The following is a 13,254-nucleotide window of genomic DNA, read 5'->3' as shown; positions in this document are numbered from 1 at the left end:
CCTTAGCACCACTGTGTCGACGGCCAGTAATTTATGTCAGTCGATGACAGATGACAAATCCTTTTATCCGACATACTGTGACAACTGAGAGTTTGTGAACCGGCAGTTTCGAGGAGGTGACCGCCATGGGTCTACGCGAACGCAAGAAGCAGCGGACGCGGGACGCTCTGATCGACGCGGCCCTCGACCTCTTCCTCACCAGGGGCTACGAGGCGACGACGATCGACCAGATCGCCGCCGAGGTGGAGGTGTCGCCCAGGACGTTCTTCCGGTACTTCGCCTCCAAGGAGGACGTGGCGCTCTCGCTGACCGCCGACGAGCAGCGGATGCTCCTCGCCGAGCTGGTCTCACGTCCCGAGTCGGAGTCGCCGTTCACCGCCCTGTGTCAGGCGATGCGCTCGTTGCTGAAGATGCTACGAGAGGCGGATGACGCGGAGACGGGCAGGTACCTGCGTTGCCAGAAGGTCGTGCACTCCACACCCGCCCTGCTCGCCGGGACCATGCGGCTTATCAAGGAGAACGAGCGCAGGCTGGTCGCCGAGGTGGCCCGCAGGCTGGGAGCCGACCCGTGCGACCTCCAGCCGCAGTTCATCGTGGCCGTCTTCGTCAGCGTGGCCCTCGCCTGCTTCGACGAGCGCACACAGGACCCGGCCATACTGGCGCGGCGGCTGGAGGATCTGCTCACGCTGGCCGAGCGTTCCCTGTGCCCCGGCTGGGACCTGCCCGTACGCTCCGCCACGGCCCAGCCCGCCACGGCAGCGGGCTGACGCGCCGGAACGTCCGCACAGCAGTCCGCACCGCCGCCCGCACCGCCACCCTCGGAGCCGCCCTCGGAGCCGTCCTCACAGCAGGACGACGCACCCGCGTTCGCGCAGCGGGCGGACACAGGCGGGGGTCTCGTCGAACTTGACCCAGCGCAGGTCGAGCTTCTCCAGCCGCGGCAGCTCCGCCAGCCCGCTGGGCAGCGTGGTGAGGCGGGTCGCCCGCAGATCGAGGTGGGTCAGCTCGGTCAGGCGTACGACGGCGCCGGGCAGCCGTTCCAGGGGGTTGCCGCGCAGGTCCAGGTGACGCAGCGCCCGCAGCCCGCCGAGCGACTCGGGCAGCGCGGCGAGGCGGTTGTTCCTGAGGTGCAGCTCGCGCAGGCCGGTCAGACGGCCGATCGTCTCCGGCAGCGTGGTCAGCCGGTTGTCGTGGGCACGCAGCTCGTGCAGGCCGGCCATGCCGCCGATCGACGAGGGCAGCGCTGCCAGCCGGTTCTCCGCGAGGTTGAGATAGCCGAGCCGGTCGAGCCGCCCCAGCGAGGCGGGCACCGAGGTGAACCCGTTGTCGCTCAGGTAGAGGTAGTCCGTGAGGCGGGGCAGATCGCCGATCTCCGCGGGCACCTCGCGCAGCCGGTTGTGCCCGAGGTCGAGCATGCGCAGCTCGCGAAGGCCGGCGAGGCCGGCGGGGAGGTCCGCGATCTCGTTCTCCGCCAGGTTGAGCGACCGCAGCCGGCTCAGCCGCCACAGCGCGTCCGGCACCGCGGTCAGCGCGTTGCGCCCCACGCTGAGGTGTTCGAGCGCGGCGAGACGCCCCACCTCCGGCGGGATGGCCGCGATCCGGTTGCCGTAGAGCAACAGGACCCGCAGCCGCTCCAGGCGTCCGACCCAGCCGGGCAGGGTCGTCAACGCGTTCCCGTCGAGGTCGATGCGGCGCAGCGTCGCCATGTCGCCCACGGCCGCGGGCAGCGACGGCAGCCCCGCACCGGGCGCCACGAGGGCGACGGGCACCCCGCCGGCGAACCGCACGGCGCCCGGAGGCGCCCAGCGGAGATCGGGCTCACCAGGATCGGGCACGCCGGGATCGGGCAGACCGAGATCAGGCATGGCAGCCGACTCTACAGACGGCCTCCGCGCCCCCGCGCAGCGACCGTCCGGTGAACGTTTCATCGGGATGACACGGCCCAGGTGAGGGCCTACGGCAGGAGATCGCGCTGGTCCGATGGCACGCGCTGCCGAACCGGTTCAGTAGGGGCGCGCCCGCCGAAGAGCACCCCAAGAGCCGTCTCCTGTACGGCCCCGCCTCCCCCTGCCTATCGTGCGTTCGGCGCTTCCACCGGTGCCGATCCCCCCACCCGAGGTACAGAATGAGAACACGTTTCATCGCCGCGGGCGCGGCCCTCCTCGCCCTCTTGACGTCAGTGCTCGCGATGACCCAGAGCGCCCAGGCCGCGACCGGACTCCACGTCAGCGGCACGAAGATCCTCGAAGCCAACGGAAACCAGTTCATCATGCGGGGCACCAGCCACGCCCACACCTGGTTCCCGAGCCAGACGAGCTCGTTCGCGAACATCAAGTCCCTGGGCGCGAACACCGTCCGCGTCGTGCTGAGCGGCGGCCGCTGGACGGCCAACGCCGCGAGCGACGTCGCCAACGTCATCGCGTTATGCAAGCAGAACCGGTTAATCTGCGTGCTGGAGAACCACGACACCACCGGATACGGCGAGCAGAGCGGCGCGTACACGCTCGACCAGGCGGTCGACTACTGGGTCGGTCTCAAGAGCGTGCTGACCGGCCAGGAGAACTACATCGTCATCAACATCGGCAACGAGCCGTACGGCAACAACAGCCCGTCCGCCTGGACCAGCGCGACCAAGAGCGCGATCAGCAGGATGCGGGCGGCCGGATTCCAGCACCTGCTGATGGTCGACGCGCCCAACTGGGGCCAGGACTGGCAGTTCGTCATGCGCGACAACGCGGCCTCGGTCTTCGACAGCGACCCCCAGAAGAACACCGTCTTCTCGATCCACATGTACGGCGTCTTCGACACGGCGGCCGAGGTCACCGGCTACCTCCAGGCGTTCCAGACCGCCGGCCTGCCGCTGGTGATCGGCGAGTTCGGCAACATGCACTCGGACGGCGACCCCGACGAGGACACGATCATGTCGCAGGCCCAGTCGCGGGGCGTCGGCTACCTCGGCTGGTCGTGGAGCGGCAACGGCGGCGGCGTCGAATACCTGGACCAGGTGACGAACTTCAACGTCAACCAGCTCACCTCGTGGGGCCAGCGGCTCTTCAACGGCGCCAACGGCGTGAAGTCGACCGCCAAGGAGGCGACGATCTACAGCGGCCAGCCGCCGGTGAGCCCGTCTCCCAGCCCGTCCGCCTCCCCCAGCCCGTCCGCGTCTCCGAGCGCCTCTCCGAGCAGGTCCCCGAGCCCCAGCCCGTCCCCCGGCGGCGCCAAGGGCTGCGCGGCGACCTACACGGTCACCAACCAGTGGGGCGGCGGCTTCCAGGGTGAGGTGACCGTCAAGGCCGGCTCCAGCGCCATCTCCGGCTGGACCGTGACCTGGACCTACGCCAACGGCCAGGCGATCACCCAGGTGTGGAACGCCACGGTGACGTCGAACGGGTCGTCGATAACCGCCAGGAACGTGAGCTACAACGGCGGCCTCGGCGCCGGAGCGTCCACCTCGTTCGGGTTCCTCGGCTCCTGGAACGGCGCCAACGGGGTGCCGGCGGTGAGCTGCACCGCGAGCTGACACGCGGCGTCCCGCCCACGGCCGGGCGCGCTCCCCGCGCCCGGCCTCCGCGCGTCACGGCCGGCCCGGGACGGGCGCGCCAGGACCGGCGCGCCAGAACAGGCGCACCGGGGGGATCAGTTGAGCAGGGGGTCGTCGGGGAAGGTGGCGACCAGCGCCAGGTCCCCCTTCTGCCTGCGCAGCACGTTGCGCCACAGCGTGGCCGGGTTCGCGTGGAAGGTGTCCCCCGGCTCGGAGTCCACGACGTACCAGGCGCCCTCCTGGAGCTCGCTCTCGAGCTGTCCCGCGGTCCAGCCCGCGTAGCCCGCGAAGATCCGCATCTGGGAGATCTCCCCCGCGAGGATCTCCGGGGGCGCGTCGAGGTCCACCGTGCCGAGGCGCGAGACCGCCGCCCTGCCCTGCAGACGGCGCCAGCCCAGCGGCTCCTCGCCGCTGAGCACGACGGCGAGCGCGAGCGCGCTGTCCGTCTGCACCGGGCCCCCCTCGAACAGCACCGGAGGACCCGTGACCAGGGCGTCCCACGAAGGTAAGACCTGGGTCACGGCGATCTCGCTGGGCCGGTTGAGCACCACACCCAGGGTGCCGCCGTCCTCGTCGTGCTCCAGGACGAGCACGACGCTACGCCGGAAGTTGGGGTCGTCGAGCAGTGGCGTCGCTACAAGCAACCCGCCGACGTAGATCGCCTCCGCCATACATCCCATCATGAGGGAGGATTGCGGATTCGTGTACGCCGACCCCGGTTTGCCGCGTCATGTTACCGATCGTGACGGTGGCGTCACCGACCGGTGAATCGATCACGCCTCGGTGAAGCCGCGGGCCCTGCCTCCGGCCGATTCCCGTACGGCCGCCGCCACCGCGTTGGCCACGTCCGGGTGGAAGACGCTGGGAATGATGTAGTTGGGGCCGAGCTCCTCGCTCGTGACGACCGCGGCCAGCGCGCGGGCCGCCGCGAGGAGCATCTCCAGCGTGATCCCGTTCGCCTGGGCGTCGAGCAGGCCGCGGAACACGCCCGGGAACGCCAGCACGTTGTTGATCTGGTTGGGGTAGTCGGACCGGCCCGTGGCCACGACCGCCGCGTGCTCGCGGGCGTCGTCCGGGGAGACCTCCGGCTCGGGGTTGGCGAGCGCGAACACCACCGCGTCCTTCGCCATGGCGGCGATGTCGTCCCCGGCGAGGATCCCCGGCGCGGAGACGCCGATGAAGACGTCGGCGCCCTTGACCGCGCCGCGCAGGTCGCCGCCGTACCCCTCGCCGTTGGTGTGCTCGGCGATCCACCGCAGCGAGTCGTCCAGGTCGTCGCGGCCGAGGTGGACCGCCCCGCGATAGTCGCAGACGACGACGTTCCGAGCCCCGGCCGCCAGCAGCAGGCGCAGGACGGCGGTGCCGGCCGCGCCGGCGCCGGCCATCGCGATCCGCACCTCGGACAGCTCCTTGCCGACCACCTTCAGCGCGTTGGTCAGCGCGGCGAGCACGCAGATGGCGGTGCCGTGCTGGTCGTCGTGGAAGACCGGGATGTCGAGCAGCTCACGCAGCCGCCGCTCCACCTCGAAGCAGCGCGGCGCCGAGATGTCCTCCAGGTTGATGCCGCCGAAGCCCGGCGCGATGGCCCGCACGGTCGCGACGATCTCGTCCACGTCCTGCGTGTCGAGGCAGATGGGCCAGGCGTCGATGCCGGCGAACCGCTTGAACAGGGCGGCCTTGCCCTCCATCACCGGCAGTGCGGCGGCGGGGCCGATGTTGCCGAGGCCGAGGACGGCCGAGCCGTCGGTGACGACGGCGACCGAGTTCCGCTTGATCGTGAGGCGGCGGGCGTCCTCCGGGTTGCGCGCGATCGCCAGGCTGACCCGCGCCACGCCCGGGGTGTAGGCCATCGACAGCTCGTCGCGGTTGCGCAGAGGGACCTTCGACTGCATCTCGATCTTGCCGCCGAGGTGCATGAGGAAGGTCCGGTCGGAGACCTTGTGAATCGCGACGCCCTCGACCGCGCCGAGGCTGTCCACGATCGCCTGCACGTGGTCGGCGTCCTTGGCCGCGCACGTCACGTCGATGCGGAGCTTCTCGTGACCGGCGTTGGTCACGTCGAGGGCGGTCACGACGCCGCCCGCGTTCTCCACCGCGTGGGTGAGCAGGCTGACCGCCTTGCCCCCTGCGGGCACCTCGAGGCGCACGGTGATCGAGTAGGACACGCTGGGCACGGTGGCCACGTCTATCCGCTCCTTTGCGGGTGATGCCTGGCCGTGCTCTCCCGGCTGCTCCAGTGGGGCGCGGCCTCCGCGTGGGCGGCCACGCTCGCGCATCCGGCTGGACGGCTCATGGGTGCTATCCATCGTGCCATCCCCCGCGGGGTGTTTCAGCCCGTGTCCGTGCCGTCCCGCCACCCGTCGTGCCCGGCCCGCGCGCCGCCGTGCCGCAGGGGGCGGGCGGGCGCGGGCGGGAACCGGTCAGAAAAGCGCGCTGGCCAGCGCCCTGCGCGCCCGCGTGACGGACGGGTCGTCTGCGGGCAGCGCGTCGAACAGCCCCAGCAGATGAACCCGCGCCTTGTCCCTGTCGGCGCCCCGGGCGCGCCGTACGAGCGCGACCAGCCGGTCGAACGCCTCGTCCACCTGCCCGCTGACCATCTCCACGTCGGCGGCCTGGGTCTGCGCGTCCACGTCGTCCTGACTCTCCGCGGCCCGGCGCAGCACGTCGGCCGGGTCGAGGTCCTGCGTGCGCCGCAGCAGCCCGACCCCGGCGAGGCCGATCTTCGCGCCCTCGTCCGACGGCGACCGCGCCAGGAGGCGCTCGAAGGCCGCGGCCGCGGCGTCCAGGTCGCCCTTCTCCACGGCCTGCTCGGCCGCCAGGAGCTCGGGGTCCACCGGCGGCTCGTCGGGCTGGTCCTCGCCCAGCGCGTCGGCCGGCTCCACGCCGAGCTGCTCGAACACCTGCGCCAACGCCTGCCGGAGCTGCGACTCCGGCAGTGGGCCCTCGAACAGGGGCATGAGCTGCCCCTGGAAGGCCAGATAGACGGTGGGCACCGCGCGCATCCGCAGCGCCTGGGCGAGCTGCGGGTCGGCCTCCACGTCCACCCTGGCCAGCACCCACGAGCCCGCCGCCTCCGCGGCCAGCTTCTCCATCACGCCGCTGAACTGCCGGACCTGCTCGGCCCTGGTCACCGTCGCCTCGACGATGACGGGGACGCTCAGGGAGCGCTCCACCACCTCGGCGTTGAAGGTGGCCGAGGTCACCTCGATGACGTCCGCCGAGGCGGCTCCGGACGGCCCGGCGGCCTCACGCCGCGCCTGGGCCTCGAGTGCCTGCTTGCGCGCGCCGAGGTCCACGGCGCCGTAGAGCGATCCAGGTCGAGAGAACTCCGCTGCCATACCCCCAATCCTGCCGTACGCGCCCGCGTGATCCGTGCGATCCCCGCCCCATTCCTCCGGTGATCGGGGCGAGCCGGCGCCCGTCGTAGGGTGAACGGCGCACAAATCGCCATATAGAAGGAGCAGGACATGGCAGTGGAACGCATCGGCCCGCCGAGCGTCGCCGGTGAGCGCGAGATGCTCCGGGCGTTCCTCGACTACCACCGGGCCACGCTCGCACTGAAATGCGACGGGCTGTCGGACGAGGAGCTGCGCCGCAGGTCGATGCCGCCGTCGACGCTCACGCTGCTCGGCCTGGTCAGGCACATGGCCGAGGTCGAACGCGCGTGGTTCCGCCGGGTGATCGGCAAGGAGGACGTGCCGCTCGTCTGGTCGGAGGAGGACGACTACCAGGCGGCGTACGACCCGAGCGGGTCCACCGGCGCGGAGGCCTTCGCCGCCTGGCAGGCGGAGGTCGAGCACTCCCGCAGGATCGAGCGCGCGGCGGAGTCGCTCGACGTCGTCGCCTACGCGCCCCGGTGGGACGAGGAGGTGTCGCTGCGGCTGGTGATGCTGCACATGATCCATGAGTACGCCCGGCACAACGGCCACGCCGACTTCCTGCGCGAGGGCGTCGACGGGACCGTGGGCGTCTGAGGCCGGCCGTCACCGCCCTTCGGCCGGCCCGTCTCCTCAGCTCACCGGGCCCTGGACGGTCCTGCGCTCGGTACGGAAGATCAGCGTCGTCTCCAGATGGACGATCTCCTGGCGGACCAGGATGCGTTCGAGGACCAGGCGGTGCAGGTGGTCGGCGTCGGGCACCGCGACATGCACCAGGAAGTCCTGCGGGCCGGCCACGTGGAACAGCGCGATCGTCTCGGGGAGCCCGAGCACGAACGCCCGCAGCGGGTCCACCAGCTGACTCGTGTGGGGCCGCACGCGCAGCGCCAGCAGCGCCTCCAGCGGCCGTCCGAGCGCCTGGGTGTCGACCTCCGCGCGGAAGGCCGTGATCAGGCCGCGCCGGCGCAGCGACCGTACGCGTTCGAGAGCGGTGGAGGGGGCGACGCCGACGTGCTCGGCGAGATCCTTGTTGGGCAGCCGCGCGTCCTTCTGCAGCAGCTCCAGGATCTTCCTGTCGGTCGAATCCAGTTCGGCGCTCACGGCCTCTTTCCTTGGTCGATTCGGTGAATATGGCGAACGAGCGTCCACTGAGGCCATCATCGCGGTATGACCCCGAATCACGCCTGGGATATCGACGACTTCGTCCACGCCGCCGAGATGACCGTCCAGGGCCTCGCCGCGTACGTCCGGGAGAGCCAGGACGGGACGGCGCCGGTGATCCGCCGCAGACCGCCCGGGGAGCTGGCCGGGCGGCTCGGGCTCGCCCGCTGGATCCGGGAGGGCGGCATGACCCCGGAGAGCTACCAGGAGTGGCTCGACACCTACCTGGTGGAGGGCACGCGGCTGCACCATCCGGCCTACCTCGCCCATCAGACGGCCGCGCCCGACTTCCCCGCCGCGCTGGCCGACTTCGTCCACGGGGCGATCAACAACCCGATGGCGATCTACGAGATGGGCGCCGCGGCGGCGACCGTCGAGTTCGAGGTGCTGCGCTGGATGCTCGCCAAAGTCGGCTTTCCCGAAGGCGGCGGGGTGCTCACCCACGGCGGGTCGCTGGCCAACCTGACCGCGCTGCTCGCCGCGCGGGCCGCCGCCGCACCGGACGCGTGGACCGATGGCGTGCCCGGCGATCTCGCCCTCCTCGCGCCGCCCTCGGCGCACTACTCGGTCACCCGGGCGGCGGCCATCCTCGGCCTCGGCGAGCGCGCGGTCGTACCGCTCGACGTGGACGACCTGGGCAGGATCGACGTGACCCGGCTGCCCGAGGGGCTCGACCGGGCGCGGCGGGCCGGGCGCAGGCCGATGGCCCTGGTCGCGGCCGCCTGCGCCACCGGCACCGGCCTGTACGACGACCTGCGGCCCATCGGCGAGTTCTGCGCCGAGCACGACCTGTGGTTCCACGTGGACGGCGCGCACGGCGCGTCGGCGCTGCTCAGCGAGGAGCACCGCCACCTGCTCGACGGCGTGGAGCTGGCCGACTCCGTCATCTGGGACGCGCACAAGATGCTGCGCACCTCCGGCCTCGTGGCGGCCGTGCTCGTCCGGCGTGAGGGCGACCTCGACGCGGCGTTCCGGCAGCGGGCCAGCTACCTGTTCTACGGCGACCAGGGGTTCGACCTGATCGGCAGGACGGTGGAGTGCTCCAAGGCCGCGCTCGGGCTGAAGGTGTTCCTCAACCTCGCCTGGCGGGGCGAGCGGGGCCTCGGCGAGCACGTGGCGGAGCGGTACGCCGCCGCGCACCGCTTCTGGGAGCTGGCCCGCGAGCGGCCCGGCTTCCACTGCCCGTACGAGCCGGAGAGCAACATCGTCTGCTTCCGTTACGGCGACGGCGACCAGGCCGAGATCCGCGAGACCCTGCTGGAGGAGGGCTCCTTCCACCTGACCTCGGCCGAGGTCGGGGGCGTTCGCCACCTGCGGGTGACGGTCATCGCCCCCGCCACCGACGACAAGACCCTGGAGTCCCTCCTCGACCGCATCGCCGCGCTCGGGGACGCCTAGAAGGCGGCGGGCTCGGAGTAGGTGCCCCACTCCTCGCGCAGGACGTCGCAGATCTCACCCAGCGTGGCCTCGGCCCGTACGGCCTCCAGCATGGGCGGGATCATGTTGTCGGCGCCCTTGGCGGCGGCCCGCAGGGCGGCCAGCGCCGCGTCGACGGCCTCCCGGTCCCGCGCGGCGCGCCGCCCGGCCAGCACCCTGCGCTGCTCGACCTCGACCTCGTGGCTGATCCGCAGGATCTCCAGCGGCTCCTCCACGCTCGCGGTGTGGCAGTTCACGCCGACGATCCGCTTGTCGCCCTTCTCCAGCTTGCGCTGGTAGTCGAAGGCCGACTCGGCGATCTCGGACATGAACCAGCCGTCCTCGATGCCCCGCAGGATGCCGGCGGTCATCGTGCCGTCGCCGCCCATCTCCCGGATCTTCCCGAAGGTCTTCTCCGCCTCGGCCTCCAGCCGGTCGGTCAGCGCCTCGACGTACCAGGAGCCGCCCAGCGGGTCGACGACGTTGACGACCTCCGTCTCCTCCATGATCACCTGCTGGGTGCGCAGCGCGATCTCGGCGGCCTTCTCCGACGGCAGCGCGAGCACCTCGTCCAGCGCGTTGGTGTGCAGCGAGTTGGTGCCGCCGAGCACGGCCGCCAGCGCCTCGATCGCGGTGCGGACGATGTTGTTGTCCGGCTGCTGCGCGGTCAGCGACACCCCCGCCGTCTGCGTGTGGAAGCGCAGCCACTGCGCCTTCTCGGTGCGCGCGCCGTACACGTCGCGCATCCACCGGGCCCAGATGCGCCGCGCGGCGCGGAACTTCGCGATCTCCTCGAAGAAGTCGATGTGCGCGTCGAAGAAGAACGACAGTCCTGGCGCGAACACGTCCACGTCAAGCCCGCGCGACAGGCCGAGCTCGACGTAGCCGAAGCCGTCGGCGAGCGTGAAGGCCAGCTCCTGCGCGGCCGTGGCCCCCGCCTCGCGGATGTGGTAACCCGACACCGACAGCGGCTTGTACGCGGGGATCTCGGCGGCGCAGAACTCCATCAGGTCACCGATCAGCCGCAGGTGCGGCTCGGGGGCGAACAGCCACTCCTTCTGGGCGATGTACTCCTTGAAGATGTCGGTCTGCAGGGTGCCGTTCAGCTTGCCCACCGGCACGCCCTGCCGCTCGGCCGCGACCACGTACATGCAGAAGATCGGTACGGCGGGCCCGCTGATGGTCATCGACGTGGTGACCTCGCCGAGCGGGATGCCGTCGAACAGCAGGTCCATGTCGAGGGCCGAGTCGATCGCCACGCCGCAGTGGCCCACCTCGCCGAGCGAGCGGGAGTCGTCGGAGTCGCGGCCCATCAGCGTCGGCATGTCGAACGCCACCGACAGACCGCCGCCCCCGGCGCCGAGGATCATCTTGTAGCGCTCGTTGGTCTGCGTGGCGTTGCCGAACCCGGCGAACTGCCGGATGGTCCAGGGACGGCCGCGGTAGCCGGTGGCGTACAGGCCGCGGGTGAAGGGGAACTCCCCCGGCCAGCCGATGCGCTCGAACCCGGGGTCGTCCCCGGGCGGCCCGTAGACGGGGTCCACCTCCAGCCCCGACAGGGTGCGGAACTCACGGTCCCGTTTGAAGGCGGCGTCGTATCGCGCCTGCCAGCGGGCCCTGCCCGCCTCGACCGACTCGGCGCCCGTCGCGTCCGGCTCCATGCGTCCCTCCCCGTGTCTCACTCTCCGAGAAGATACTAGGACGTCCTACTAAATCAGGCCACCACCAATCCCCTGTTGACTCCCCGCCCCCACGGCCGTCATGTCACACGTTGGTCGCGAATTGTCACGGACCTTTGACAGAGCCGGGAAATCTTCAAACATGGTCAGCGCCCTTGAAGTCCACACGGAGGTGGATGTGAAGCGCTTGACAGTCGTCGTCGCGACCGCGGCGATGGTGGCGGCACCCCTCGCCACACCCGCGCAGGCCGAACCCCCGGCCGCCGGGCCTGCGGCCCAGACCGAATACGTGGTCCTGTACAGGGAAGGCGCGGCCGCCGCGGACGCCCAGAAGGCGATCGAAGCGGCGGGCGGCAGCGTGATCAAGGTGAACACGCAGATCGGGCTGGCCACGGTCAGCACCGCCAACCCCGACTTCGCCGGCGCGCTGCAGGGCTCCGCGGCCGTCGAAGGGGTCGCCCGCAACCAGACGATCGGCAGCGCGCCCGACGACGCCAAGGCGTCCGCCGCCGCGAAGAAGGCCGTGGAGCGGGCCGCCAAGACCGACGCCGTGGAGAAGGAGGGCCGGGGCGGCAAACCCTTCAAGTGGGGGCGCAACGTCAAGGACGAGCCGCTGGCCGACCTGCAGTGGGACATGAAGCAGATCCACGCGGACCAGGCCCACAGGTTCGAGCAGGGCGACAAGCGCGTCCTCGTCGGCATCCTCGACACCGGCGTCGACGGCTCGCACCCCGACATCGCGCCCAACTTCGACCGCAGGCTGAGCCGGAACTTCACCGTCGACCTGCCCGCCGACGCCAACGGCGCCGTGATCGACGGCAAGTGCGAGGAGGACCCCGACGGCTCCTGCACCGACCCGAACGACGTGGACGAGGACGGCCACGGAACCCACGTCGCCTCGTCGATCGCCGCGCCCATCAACAAGCTGGGCATCTCGGGCGTCGCGCCGAAGGTGACGATCGTGAACCTTCGGGCCGGCCAGGACTCGGGCTACTTCTTCCTCCAGCCCACCGTCGACGCCCTCACCTACGCCGGCGACATCGGGGTCGACGTGGTCAACATGAGCTACTACATCGACCCGTGGCTGTTCAACTGCGCCGACAACCCGGCCGACAGCCCCGAGGAGCAGGCCCAGCAGCGGCTGTACGTCGCCGCCACCCAGCGGGCGATCGACTACGCCCACGCGCGGGGCGTGACGCTCGTCAGCGCGGCGGGCAACGAGGCGATCGACTACACCAAGACGAACGTCGACGGCAGCAGCCCCGACTACGCCACCTTCCCCGGCCAGGCCTCCAGGTCCCGGACCGTCCCCGCGGCCTGCGTTTCACTCCCGAGTGAGGCCGAGCACGTGATCTCGGTCTCCGCCACCGGCGTCAGCAAGCGGAAGGCGTACTACTCCAGCTACGGCAACGGCTACGTCGACGTGGCCTCGCCCGGTGGCGACGTCTACGACACCACCGGCAACACGAGGGACATCACCAAGGCCACGCTCTCGGCCTATCCCAAGGCGCTCGCCGTCGCCAACGGCGAGATCGACGAGAACGGCGACCCGACGGTGCCGTACGTGGTGAAGGACTGCAAGGGCTCGGTCTGCGCCTACTACCAGTACCTGCAGGGCACCTCGATGGCCTCGCCGCGCGCGGCCGGCGTCGCGGCGCTGATCGTCAGCCGGTACGGCAAGCACGACCGCGCCCACGACGGCCTGACGATGGACCCCGACAAGGTGGAGGCGATCCTCAAGGGAACGGCTACCAGGACGGCCTGCCCGAACCCGCCCGCCTACACCTACACCCGCCACCTGCCGGACGGCACCACGGCGACCGCCACGCACACCTGTGAGGGCACCGCCGACGACAACGGCTTCTACGGCAGGGGCATCGTCGACGCCCTGCGCGCCGTCGGCCACTGAGCCGAGCTGACCGCAGGCGCACCCGTGCGCCTGCCCCCTTCTCAATCAGCGCAGGCTCAATCAGCGCAGGCCGGTGGCGCACCCCCGTGCGGCGGTGCGCCACCGGCCCACCCGGCCGCGGCGAACCGCCGACGGCAGGACGTACGTGGTGACCGCGCTCACGAGCGACCC

The 13,254-nt window shown here is 71.1% G+C and carries 11 protein-coding genes; 5 read left to right on the top strand and 6 right to left on the bottom strand.

The window, feature by feature from the left end:
• Positions 1-125: 125 nt before the first annotated feature.
• Positions 126-767, top strand: coding sequence for a TetR family transcriptional regulator (locus BXA11_RS13845; protein WP_076434851.1), 642 nt, complete (start codon positions 126-128; stop codon positions 765-767).
• A gap of 75 nt (positions 768-842) precedes the next feature.
• Here the strand turns inward: BXA11_RS13845 and BXA11_RS13840 are convergent, their stop codons facing one another.
• Positions 843-1,865 carry a leucine-rich repeat domain-containing protein gene (locus BXA11_RS13840; protein ID WP_204053671.1) on the bottom strand — a complete coding sequence of 341 codons (1,023 nt, stop codon included), beginning with the start codon at positions 1,863-1,865 and terminating at the stop codon, positions 843-845.
• A 260-nt stretch (positions 1,866-2,125) separates the two neighbouring features.
• Between BXA11_RS13840 and BXA11_RS13835 the strand changes: the two genes are divergently transcribed.
• Positions 2,126-3,520 (top strand): cellulase family glycosylhydrolase, encoded by a 1,395-nt coding sequence (locus BXA11_RS13835; protein WP_076434850.1) that lies wholly within the window; start codon positions 2,126-2,128, stop codon positions 3,518-3,520.
• A gap of 116 nt (positions 3,521-3,636) precedes the next feature.
• On the opposite strand, the gene BXA11_RS13830 is transcribed toward BXA11_RS13835, so the two are convergent.
• The 3 genes from BXA11_RS13830 to BXA11_RS13820 form a co-directional block, all read right to left on the bottom strand.
• Positions 3,637-4,212 (bottom strand): YqgE/AlgH family protein, encoded by a 576-nt coding sequence (locus BXA11_RS13830; protein ID WP_076434849.1) that lies wholly within the window; start codon positions 4,210-4,212, stop codon positions 3,637-3,639.
• 102 nt (positions 4,213-4,314) lie between these two features.
• A complete protein-coding gene (locus BXA11_RS13825; RefSeq protein WP_076434848.1) occupies positions 4,315-5,724 on the bottom strand; it encodes an NAD-dependent malic enzyme in 1,410 nt (469 codons plus the stop codon).
• 237 nt (positions 5,725-5,961) lie between these two features.
• Positions 5,962-6,879, bottom strand: coding sequence for a tetratricopeptide repeat protein (locus BXA11_RS13820; protein WP_076434847.1), 918 nt, complete (start codon positions 6,877-6,879; stop codon positions 5,962-5,964).
• Positions 6,880-7,008: 129 nt separating this feature from the next.
• On the opposite strand from BXA11_RS13820, the gene BXA11_RS13815 reads away from it, so the two are divergent.
• A complete protein-coding gene (locus BXA11_RS13815; RefSeq protein WP_030510945.1) occupies positions 7,009-7,515 on the top strand; it encodes a DinB family protein in 507 nt (168 codons plus the stop codon).
• 36 nt (positions 7,516-7,551) lie between these two features.
• Here the strand turns inward: BXA11_RS13815 and BXA11_RS13810 are convergent, their stop codons facing one another.
• Entirely contained in the window at positions 7,552-8,019 is a 468-nt protein-coding gene (locus tag BXA11_RS13810; protein ID WP_197042839.1) for an Lrp/AsnC family transcriptional regulator, read from the bottom strand.
• A 66-nt stretch (positions 8,020-8,085) separates the two neighbouring features.
• Here BXA11_RS13810 and BXA11_RS13805 point away from each other — a divergent pair, with 66 nt between their 5' ends.
• Positions 8,086-9,477 carry a pyridoxal phosphate-dependent decarboxylase family protein gene (locus BXA11_RS13805; RefSeq protein ID WP_083744214.1) on the top strand — a complete coding sequence of 464 codons (1,392 nt, stop codon included), beginning with the start codon at positions 8,086-8,088 and terminating at the stop codon, positions 9,475-9,477.
• Here the strand turns inward: BXA11_RS13805 and icmA are convergent.
• On the bottom strand, positions 9,474-11,156 hold the full coding sequence (icmA, locus tag BXA11_RS13800) for a coenzyme B12-dependent isobutyryl-CoA mutase large subunit (RefSeq protein ID WP_076434846.1): 1,683 nt from the start codon (positions 11,154-11,156) through the stop codon (positions 9,474-9,476). The genes BXA11_RS13805 and icmA overlap by 4 nt on opposite strands.
• Before the next feature lie 196 nt (positions 11,157-11,352).
• On the opposite strand from icmA, the gene BXA11_RS13795 reads away from it, so the two are divergent.
• Positions 11,353-13,083 (top strand): S8 family peptidase, encoded by a 1,731-nt coding sequence (locus BXA11_RS13795; RefSeq protein WP_239105001.1) that lies wholly within the window; start codon positions 11,353-11,355, stop codon positions 13,081-13,083.
• The last annotated feature ends 171 nt before the right edge of the window (positions 13,084-13,254 follow it).

Source organism: Microbispora rosea (assembly GCF_900156315.1).
GTDB classification, from domain to species: Bacteria; Actinomycetota; Actinomycetes; order Streptosporangiales; family Streptosporangiaceae; genus Microbispora; species Microbispora rosea.
The sequence above is the reverse complement of the archived record's forward strand: the minus strand, read 5'-3'. Positions and strand labels throughout refer to the sequence as shown.

Excerpts from the sequence above, each read along its gene's own strand:
- BXA11_RS13830 (WP_076434849.1), bottom strand. The coding sequence starts at position 4,212 with ATGGCGGAGGCGATCTACGTCGGCGGGTTGCTTGTAGCGACGCCACTG.
- icmA (WP_076434846.1), bottom strand. The coding sequence starts at position 11,156 with ATGGAGCCGGACGCGACGGGCGCCGAGTCGGTCGAGGCGGGCAGGGCC.
- BXA11_RS13845 (WP_076434851.1), top strand. The coding sequence starts at position 126 with ATGGGTCTACGCGAACGCAAGAAGCAGCGGACGCGGGACGCTCTGATC.
- BXA11_RS13840 (WP_204053671.1), bottom strand. The coding sequence starts at position 1,865 with ATGCCTGATCTCGGTCTGCCCGATCCCGGCGTGCCCGATCCTGGTGAG.
- BXA11_RS13805 (WP_083744214.1), top strand. The coding sequence starts at position 8,086 with ATGACCCCGAATCACGCCTGGGATATCGACGACTTCGTCCACGCCGCC.
- BXA11_RS13820 (WP_076434847.1), bottom strand. The coding sequence starts at position 6,879 with ATGGCAGCGGAGTTCTCTCGACCTGGATCGCTCTACGGCGCCGTGGAC.
- BXA11_RS13815 (WP_030510945.1), top strand. The coding sequence starts at position 7,009 with ATGGCAGTGGAACGCATCGGCCCGCCGAGCGTCGCCGGTGAGCGCGAG.
- BXA11_RS13835 (WP_076434850.1), top strand. The coding sequence starts at position 2,126 with ATGAGAACACGTTTCATCGCCGCGGGCGCGGCCCTCCTCGCCCTCTTG.